Source organism: Micromonospora sp. NPDC005197, assembly GCF_040608295.1.
GTDB lineage: Bacteria > Actinomycetota > Actinomycetes > Mycobacteriales > Micromonosporaceae > Micromonospora.
The window spans coordinates 1-7,688 of the sequence record NZ_JBEXHY010000189.1; the positions used below are offsets into that span (position 1 = coordinate 1).

Below are 7,688 nucleotides of genomic sequence, written 5' to 3' on the forward strand. Positions count from 1 at the left end.
GCGCCGACTGCGACGGCGGCGCGGGATGGGTCGACACGGGGAAACGGTCCTCCTGGCGATCGACGACGACCCCCATTGTCCCGCGCCTCATCCCGACCCGGTGGGTCGGGGGTCACCGTCCGTGCGCGTCGCCGGCCGTCGCGGAGCGAGGAGCGGGGGTACGCGAACCATCCGGCGGCGGCACCAGCCGGCGGATCTCTCGCTGCCCGTCGCCGCCGCCGTACTTCTGGTCGAAGTGCCTGCGTACGGTGGCGGCCGGCGTGCGGTCCCCGTCGACCGGCTCGGCCAGGGCGAACACCTTCGGGGCGCCGCCCGGCGCGCGCGGTGGCAGCACGGCCCGCACGGTCAGCGGCCCGGTCACCTTGAACACACCGCAGTCGACGTAGTGCTGCCCCTCCACACTCACGTAGGGCACCTGCACCTCGACCACGTCGGAGTCGTCGTGGCGCAGCGTGACGGCGACCGACCAGTACCGCTCCAGGTTGACCGTCGCCTGCTCGTGCTCCCACAGCTCCTCGAAACGGGCGTGCACGAACCCGCCCCAGGGGCTGTCCATGTCGACCTCGAGCTGGGGCACGTTGAACGACAGCTTCCCGATCGGGAAGAACGAGATCAGCGCCCGGCTGTCCCACTGGTAGAGCTGGATCGACGGGGACGCGTCGTAGAGCCGAACCTGCAACCGGTGCCGCAGTCGGGCGTCGAGCGAGTCCTGGAACAGCGCCAGGTGCCGCAGGTTGGTGCGGATCTGGCGCGGTACGTCCACCCGCTGCCGCTCCAACTCCTCCGAGCGCTGCTGCGCGGCCGTGCAGTCCGGGTCCAGCAGGAGCAACTGCACCTGCGCGCCGTTGGCGAGCGCCGCCCGCACTCCGCGCAGCGCCTCCTCGCGTTGCGTGTCCTCCAGCAGGATCGTCCAGGTGTCGAGGATCCGTACCCGGCGTCCGGAGCGGTGCAGCCGGGTCACGAAGGCGTGCTGGTCGAAGCTCAGGTGCTCCTGCACCCGCGCCCTGCGGGCCTCCTCGAACAGCGGGTCGAAGATGACGTACGAGATGGCCGCGAGGACCACGCTGGAGCCGATGTTGAGCAGCAGGTCACTGAGGAAGCCGCTGCTGCGCCAGGCGGCCAGCAGCAGCACGAGGGCGATCCCGAGCAGCGCCCCACCGACGCCGAAGGCACGTCGTTGTCGGCCGCCACGGTCGCCCCGACCAGCCCAGTCGGGCATCCGGTCCCCTTCCGTCCTGGCCCCGCCGATCATCGAGATGCGGAGGATACGTGCCGGCTTTGCCGCTCGCTGTCCCGTTCGCGACCGACGGGTTCGCCGACCGGGCCGTCTCGACCGCTTCTCAGGTGACGGTAACGGGGCAGGGCGACTGCGGAGGGTAGGGGTGGATGGACGACGACGAACGCGAGAAGGCCCTGCTCGCCGCCCTGACTGAGCTGACGACCCTCAGACCCGTCGCCAGTCGTCGGTGGTCAACGCGGCGGCCTGCGGGCCCATCAGCAGCATGCCGCCGTCGACGGGCCAGGACGCCCCGGTGACGTAGCTGGCGGCGGGGGAGGCGAGCAGCGTGACCACGGCCGCCACCTCCCGGGCGTCGCCGGGCCGTCCCACCGGCACGCCGGGCCGCTCCTGGGTGAACGGGTCGACGTCCTCCTGACCGGTCATCGGCGTGGCGATCTCGCCCGGAGCGACGGCGTTGACGGTGATCCCGTCGGCGGCCAACTCCTGGGCCATCACCCGGGTCAGCAGCCCCAGGCCGCCCTTCGCGGCGCAGTACGCGGCCGAGCCCACCCGGGGCGCGTGCTCGTGCACGCTGGTGATGTTGATGACCCGTCCGCCCGCGCCGGCGGCCCGCATCCGCCGCGCGGCCCGTTGCGCGCACAGAAAGGGCGCGTCGAGGTCCACGGCGAGCACCTCGCGCCACTGCTCCCAGCCGGTGTCGACGAACGGGGTCGAGCCGCCGATGCCGGCGTTGTTGACCAGCACCCCGATGCCGCCGAGTCGGTCGGCCAGCTCGTCGATCACCGCGGTCGCGTCCGGCAGGCGGGTGAAGTCCACCTCGGCGACCTCGCACCGCCGCCCGGTGGCGCGGACCTCGGCCGCGGTCCGATCGGCGCCGTCGGGATCGCCGTACCAGGTGATGCCGATGTCGAAGCCAGCCTCGGCCAGGGCGACCGCGCTGGCCTTGCCGATACCGGAGTCCGCGCCGGTCACGACGGCGATGCGGGGGTACGTGTCGTATCGATGGGGCATGGACGGGCAGTACCCCGGTCGCGCCCGGCGTACCGTCGCCGGATGCGGATCACCCGATTCACGCACTCCTGCGTCCGCGTCGAGCACGACGGTGGGGTGCTTGTCGTCGACCCGGGGACCTGGAGCGAACCACGGGCGCTGGTCGGCGCGGACGCCGTCCTGGTCACCCACGAACACACCGACCACGTGGACGTGCTGCGCCTGGCCGGGCTGGGCGTCCCGGTGTATGCCCCGGAGGGCGCCCGGCTGCCCGACCTCGCCCCGCTGCCGAGCGGTGGACGCCGCCGCCGCGTACCCGATCCACGACGCGCAGCTCAACGAGCGCGGCCTGGCCAGCGTCGCCGGCTGGTTCGCCGAGACCATCCCCGGCTACCGCCACCTCGCCCCCGGCGACACCGCCTGAGCGACCGCGCTCTCGGACCGCGTCTGTGGGTGGTCGGAGCACACAACGACATCGACGAGCGTGTCGGTCGGGCTCATGTCGGGTGTGGCCTGCGTCACGGTAGCTTCGGCGCACGCCGACGCCCCCGCCGGCGCTGCCAAGGAGAACGTTCATGACCACACCGCGCCGAACCGCCACCGCCCTGACCGCCGTCCTGCTGCTGATCCTGACCATCGCGGCCCCCGCCCAGGCCGCCACCCCCGCCACCAGGCCGCCCGTCTCCGGGTCGTTGGGCACCTACAACATCTCCGGGGTGTACGTCGCCGGTGTGTCCTCCGGTGGCTACATGGCGACCCAGCTGCACGTCGCCTACTCGTCCCGGATCCGGGGCGCTGCCGTCTTCGCGGCGGGCCCGTACTACTGCTCGCAGAACACCGTTGCCCAGGCGCTCTACGGCTGCGGTGACAACCTGTACCCGACGAACGTGTCCGCCCTGCAGACGTACACCCGGACCTGGGCGACGTACGGCTGGGTCGACCCGGTCGGCAACCTCTCCGGCGACCCGGTGTACGTGTTCCACGGCGCCAACGACACCTCCGTCAAGAAGTCCGTCACCGACGACCTGGTCCGCTACTACCAGCACTTCGGGGCCAGCGTGCAGTACGACAGCGGCTCGGCCGCCGGTCACTCGTGGGTCACGCCGTACGGCACGTCGGGGTGTACGGCCACCGCGTCGCCGTTCCTCAACGACTGCGGCACCGACCCGCAGAACGCCCTGCTGCGCAAGCTGCTCGGCGGGGTGAACGCGCCCAATACCGCGGCTCTCGGTGGCACGCTCGTGCGCTTCGACCAGAACACCTTCGCGGTCAACGGCTGGGCCAACGGGCTGAGCATGGACGCCAACGGCTTCGCCTATGTCCCGTCGGCCTGCGCCGCCGGGCAGTCGTGTCGGCTGCTGGTCGCCCTGCACGGCTGCGCCCAGGGGTACGGGTCGGTGGGCACGGCGTTCGTCGACCGGGCAAACCTCAACCAGTACGCGGACACCAACAACCTGGTCGTGCTCTACCCGCAGGCGGGCACGGCCCTGAGCAACCCGAACGGCTGCTGGGACTGGTGGGGCTACCTGGGCGCGACCAACTTCCCGATCAAGGGCGGCGCGCAGGTGGAGTCCATCATGAACATGGTCCGCCGGCTGGACGGCTGAGGGTGGTGGCTCACCGCCGCTCTCACCGAATGCCCGGCACCGCCGCCTGACGGTTGCCGTCACCGGCCGCCGGGGTGCGGAAGCGGGGCGCGGCGGCGGTGAGCACCGCGGCTGTCGCCGGGACGGACCACCCGTCGGTCAACTCCCCCACCAGGGTGTCGACCAGCCGGGTCACGGCCGGCTCGGCACCCTGGTGCAACGCCTCGGCGACGATCAGCACCGACGAGGTGCCCGCCCGTACGGCGGACCACGCGCTCTGCCGGTTCGTCCACCGCCGGGCGTGCGCCCGCCCGACGGAGTCGACGAAGGTGACCTCGCCCGGGTCGGGGTGCTCGGTGTCGCCGGCGAAACTCAGGTACGTCTCGTCGCCGTGCGCCGGCCGAACCACCAGGTCGCCGTCGACCCGGTCCAGGTCGAGAACGGCGATGGGGATGGCGTAGGCCGCCGAGACGGCGTTGCAGAGATCGACCAGCGGGTGCACGCGGGGCAGTTCGCCGTCCAGACGTAGCCGGCGCAGCAGGGCTTCGGCCGCGCACCGGTACTTGGTGGGTCGTAATCCCATGGCCGCGTACGCCCGCCGCCACGCCTGGATCTCCCCGAAGGTGCTCTCGGCGCCGTCGGCCAACCGCTTCCGGGCGAGGGCGAGGTAGCCGGCCGTGCGCTGCGCCACGTCGGCCGTGGCGGTGATCCCGGTCGCGTGCACCACGCCGGCGACCAGGTCGGGATGTGCGGCGCGAAGCTGCGCCGAGTGCTCGAACTGCATCAGGCTCCCTATCGTTCGGTGAGGGCGAGCGTCACGCCGAGCGCGACGAACGTGCCGGCGACGGACCGGCGCAGCCAGTCGGTGACGCGGGGGCGGGTCAGCACCCGGTCCCGCAGGCGGGCGGCGAAGATGCCGTAGCCGCTGAACACCACGAAGGTGAGCAGCATGAACACCACGCCGCAGGCGAGCATCGCCCGGGCCGAGCCCGGGGCGGTGGTGTCCACGAACTGCGGGAGGAACGCGACGAAGAACAGCGTCGGCTTCGGGTTGAGCAGGTTGACCAGCACACCGGAGACGATCACCCGGGCCGCCGAGCGGGGTGGGCGGTCGCTCGTCGCCGCGAAGGCGCTGCGGTCGCGGATCGTCGACCAGCCCAGATAGAGCAGGTAGCCGACGCCCAGGTACCGGACGGCCTCGAACGCCGTGGCGCTCGCCTGCAACAGCGCCGCCAGCCCGGTCAACGCCGCCAGCAGATGCGGCACCACGCCCAGCGTGCAGGCGAACGCGGCCAGCACGCCGGCCCGGGCGCCCCGGGACAGTCCGGCGGAGACGGTGAAGAACACCCCGGTGCCGGGGGTGATCACCACGATCAGGGCGGTGATCAGAAAGGGGATGCTCACGGTCGTCCTCCGGCGGAGTCGGGCGGGGTGTCTACGGCCCACTCTGCTGCCAAGATGGTCCGGTGAGCAGGGCCAAAGCGAACGACTCCGAGAGGTCCATAACGGCCGGGTCGGATTTTCTGCACCTCACCGTCGCCGACGCGCCCCCCGGCGGGCGTGCCGACTGGCTCGCCGGCCGGCTACGCCAGGCGATCGCCGAGGGGCGGGTGCCGATCGGCGCTCGACTCCCCGCCACCCGGGTGCTCGCCGCCGACCTCGGCGTCTCCCGGGGCGTGGTCACCGAGGCGTACCAGCGGCTCACCGAGGAGGGGCATCTCACCGGCCGGGGCCGGGCCGGAACGGTGGTCGTCGGCGCCCCGGGGGCGCCGCCCGCGCCGCCGCCCGCCCCGGCCGCGCCGGCGGAACCGGCCGCGCTCTTCCCACCGACGCCCGGCAGCGACATCTTCGACGCGGTACGCGCGGCCCGCGCGACGATCGACCTGACTCCCGGCGTACCCGACCTGACCGCCTTTCCCCGCGCGGACTGGCTGCGGTCGGAACGGGCCGTGCTCCGCCGTGTCGCCGCGGCGGACCTCGGTTACGGCGACCCGTGCGGCGCGCCCGCGCTGCGCGGGGCCGTCGCCGCCTGGCTGGCCCGCAACCGGGGCATCACCGTCGACCCGGTCGACGTGATCATCGTGGCCGGGGTGTCCCAGGCGGTCGGGCTCCTCACCCAGGCGCTCCGCCCGGCCGGCATCGATCGCATCGCGGTCGAGGAGCCGGGCTCGCTCGGCGTACGGCAGCACCTGAACAACTGGCAGGTCGTCACCCCGCCGATCAGCGTGGACGACGCCGGGCTGCGCGTCGACGAACTGGTCGCCAGCGGCCTGCGCGCGGTGTTGCTCACGCCCGCGCACCAGTTCCCGACCGGCGTGGTGCTCGACGGTGACCGGCGCCGCCAACTCCTCGACTGGGCGCGGGCCGGCGGTCTGATCATCGAGGACGACTACGACGCCGAGCACCGCTACGACCGGCCCCCGGTGCCGGCGCTGCGGGGCCTGCTGCCCGAGCAGGTCTGCTACGCCGGAAGCGTGTCCAAACTGCTCGCCCCGGCGCTGCGGGTCGGCTGGCTGCTCGTGCCGAGGCGATTGCGGGCGGCGGTGGTGGCCGCCAAACGCAACGCCGATCTGGGCAACGCGGTGCTGCCGCAGCTGGTCCTGGCGGAGCTGATGACCTCCGGCGCGCTGGAGCGGCACCTGCGGCTGCTGCGCCGCCGGCACACCCGCCGCCGGGACGCGATGATCGCCGCCCTGGCCCGGCACCTGCCGACTGCCACGGTGCACGGCGCCGCGGCCGGGCTGCACCTGACGATCACCCTGGACGACGCCGCCGTGGCGGACACGGAGGTGGCGGCGGCGACGCTGGCGCGCGGGGTGAAGGTGCAGCCCCTGTCCTGGCACTGCCAGCGGCCACACCGGCCCGGCCTGGTGCTCGGCTACGCGGCCCGGACGGCGACGGAGATCGACGAGGGCGTCGCCGCCATCGCCGCCGCGCTGCGGCCGACCGGTCGGCCGGCTCGCTCAGCCCAGGAAGAGCTGGACGAGCACGAGCACGGCCAGCAGCGCCGGCCCGCGTGAGCCCTGGCGCAGCAGGTCGACCGGGACCATCCCGAACGGCGTGTTGACCGTCGCGCCGCCGTAGTTGATCGGCGGGCGGGTGCCGGCCCGCCAGGCGGCGGCCACCACCCCGACCGCCAGCGTCGGCGCGAGCCAGGTCGGTCCGGCGTCGAGGGTCGGCAGACTCGGCAGGGTCAGCAGCCACCACACGCCCGCGCCGACCGCCGGCACCACCACGTGGATTCCGCGCAGCGCCGCGTCGCTGCCACCGAGCGCCCGGCGCAGCCCGGGTGACCGACTGACCGCGCGCAGGCCACCGGTGAGCCGGTCGGTGGCGAAGTAGGCGAACACCACCTGAGTGGCCCCGGCGAGCCCCGGCAGGGCGAGCGCGGCGGCGTACTGGACGCCGATCAGCCCGGCCCAGATCAGCAGAGCGCTGGGGTGGCGGCGCAGGCGGCGTACGTCGGCCTGCAGCAGCGCCCACCACGCCGGGCCGGGCAGGAAGCGGCGGCTGCGGACCCGGCCGATGCGCCGCCACCGCCGGCTCTCCACCAGGCTGGTGAGCATGCTCGGGTCGAGCAGGATCGTGGCCGTCGCGGCGGCGTTGGCGAACTGCGCGCCGGTCGTCAGCGTGGCCCGGTCCACCCGGGGCAGCGCGCGCACGGCGAGAACCGTGCCGAGGACCGCGAGGGGCACCCCGACCGCGACCAGCGCGCCGGTCGGCAGCGCCGCCGGCCGGGGCAGTTCGTCGCCGAGGCGACCGGCGATCACCACCACTGTCGCGACGACGGCGGCCGTCACCATCGGCGCCGCGCCGACCACCGTCGGCCAGCGGCGGCCCGCCCGGCTGCTCTGGGCGACGACGCTCAGGGC

The 7,688-nt window shown here is 73.7% G+C and carries 8 protein-coding genes and 1 pseudogene; 4 read left to right on the plus strand and 5 right to left on the minus strand.

What is annotated here, in order from left to right; genetic code table 11:
• Positions 1-112 precede the first annotated feature (112 nt).
• Both ABZU46_RS29990 and ABZU46_RS29995 read right to left on the minus strand, forming a co-directional pair.
• Positions 113-1,219, minus strand: coding sequence for a DUF5919 domain-containing protein (locus tag ABZU46_RS29990; protein WP_354863023.1), 1,107 nt, complete (start codon positions 1,217-1,219; stop codon positions 113-115).
• Positions 1,220-1,444: 225 nt separating this feature from the next.
• Positions 1,445-2,251 (minus strand): SDR family oxidoreductase, encoded by an 807-nt coding sequence (locus tag ABZU46_RS29995; protein WP_354863025.1) that lies wholly within the window; start codon positions 2,249-2,251, stop codon positions 1,445-1,447.
• Between the two features lie 42 nt (positions 2,252-2,293).
• On the opposite strand from ABZU46_RS29995, the pseudogene ABZU46_RS30000 reads away from it, so the two are divergent.
• From ABZU46_RS30000 to ABZU46_RS30010, 3 genes and pseudogenes are all read left to right on the plus strand, one after another.
• Positions 2,294-2,500 (plus strand): annotated as a pseudogene (locus ABZU46_RS30000) (MBL fold metallo-hydrolase); the annotation flags it as partial.
• A 25-nt stretch (positions 2,501-2,525) separates the two neighbouring features.
• A complete protein-coding gene (locus tag ABZU46_RS30005) occupies positions 2,526-2,654 on the plus strand; it encodes a hypothetical protein (protein WP_354863036.1) in 129 nt (42 codons plus the stop codon).
• A 151-nt stretch (positions 2,655-2,805) separates the two neighbouring features.
• Positions 2,806-3,837: a PHB depolymerase family esterase gene (locus ABZU46_RS30010; protein ID WP_354863027.1), complete on the plus strand. Its 1,032-nt coding sequence runs from the start codon at positions 2,806-2,808 to the stop codon at positions 3,835-3,837.
• A gap of 22 nt (positions 3,838-3,859) precedes the next feature.
• Here the strand turns inward: ABZU46_RS30010 and ABZU46_RS30015 are convergent, their stop codons facing one another.
• Positions 3,860-4,600, minus strand: coding sequence for a phenylalanine--tRNA ligase beta subunit-related protein (locus tag ABZU46_RS30015; protein ID WP_354863028.1), 741 nt, complete (start codon positions 4,598-4,600; stop codon positions 3,860-3,862).
• 8 nt (positions 4,601-4,608) lie between these two features.
• Complete coding sequence (locus ABZU46_RS30020) at positions 4,609-5,220, minus strand: LysE family translocator (protein WP_354863030.1); 612 nt, start codon at positions 5,218-5,220, stop codon at positions 4,609-4,611.
• Positions 5,221-5,282: 62 nt separating this feature from the next.
• Between ABZU46_RS30020 and ABZU46_RS30025 the strand changes: the two genes are divergently transcribed.
• Positions 5,283-6,836 (plus strand): PLP-dependent aminotransferase family protein, encoded by a 1,554-nt coding sequence (locus ABZU46_RS30025; RefSeq protein ID WP_354863032.1) that lies wholly within the window; start codon positions 5,283-5,285, stop codon positions 6,834-6,836.
• On the opposite strand, the gene ABZU46_RS30030 is transcribed toward ABZU46_RS30025, so the two are convergent.
• The coding region (locus tag ABZU46_RS30030) for a DUF6297 family protein (protein WP_354863034.1) at positions 6,780-7,688 on the minus strand (909 nt) is incomplete at its 5' end. The genes ABZU46_RS30025 and ABZU46_RS30030 overlap by 57 nt on opposite strands.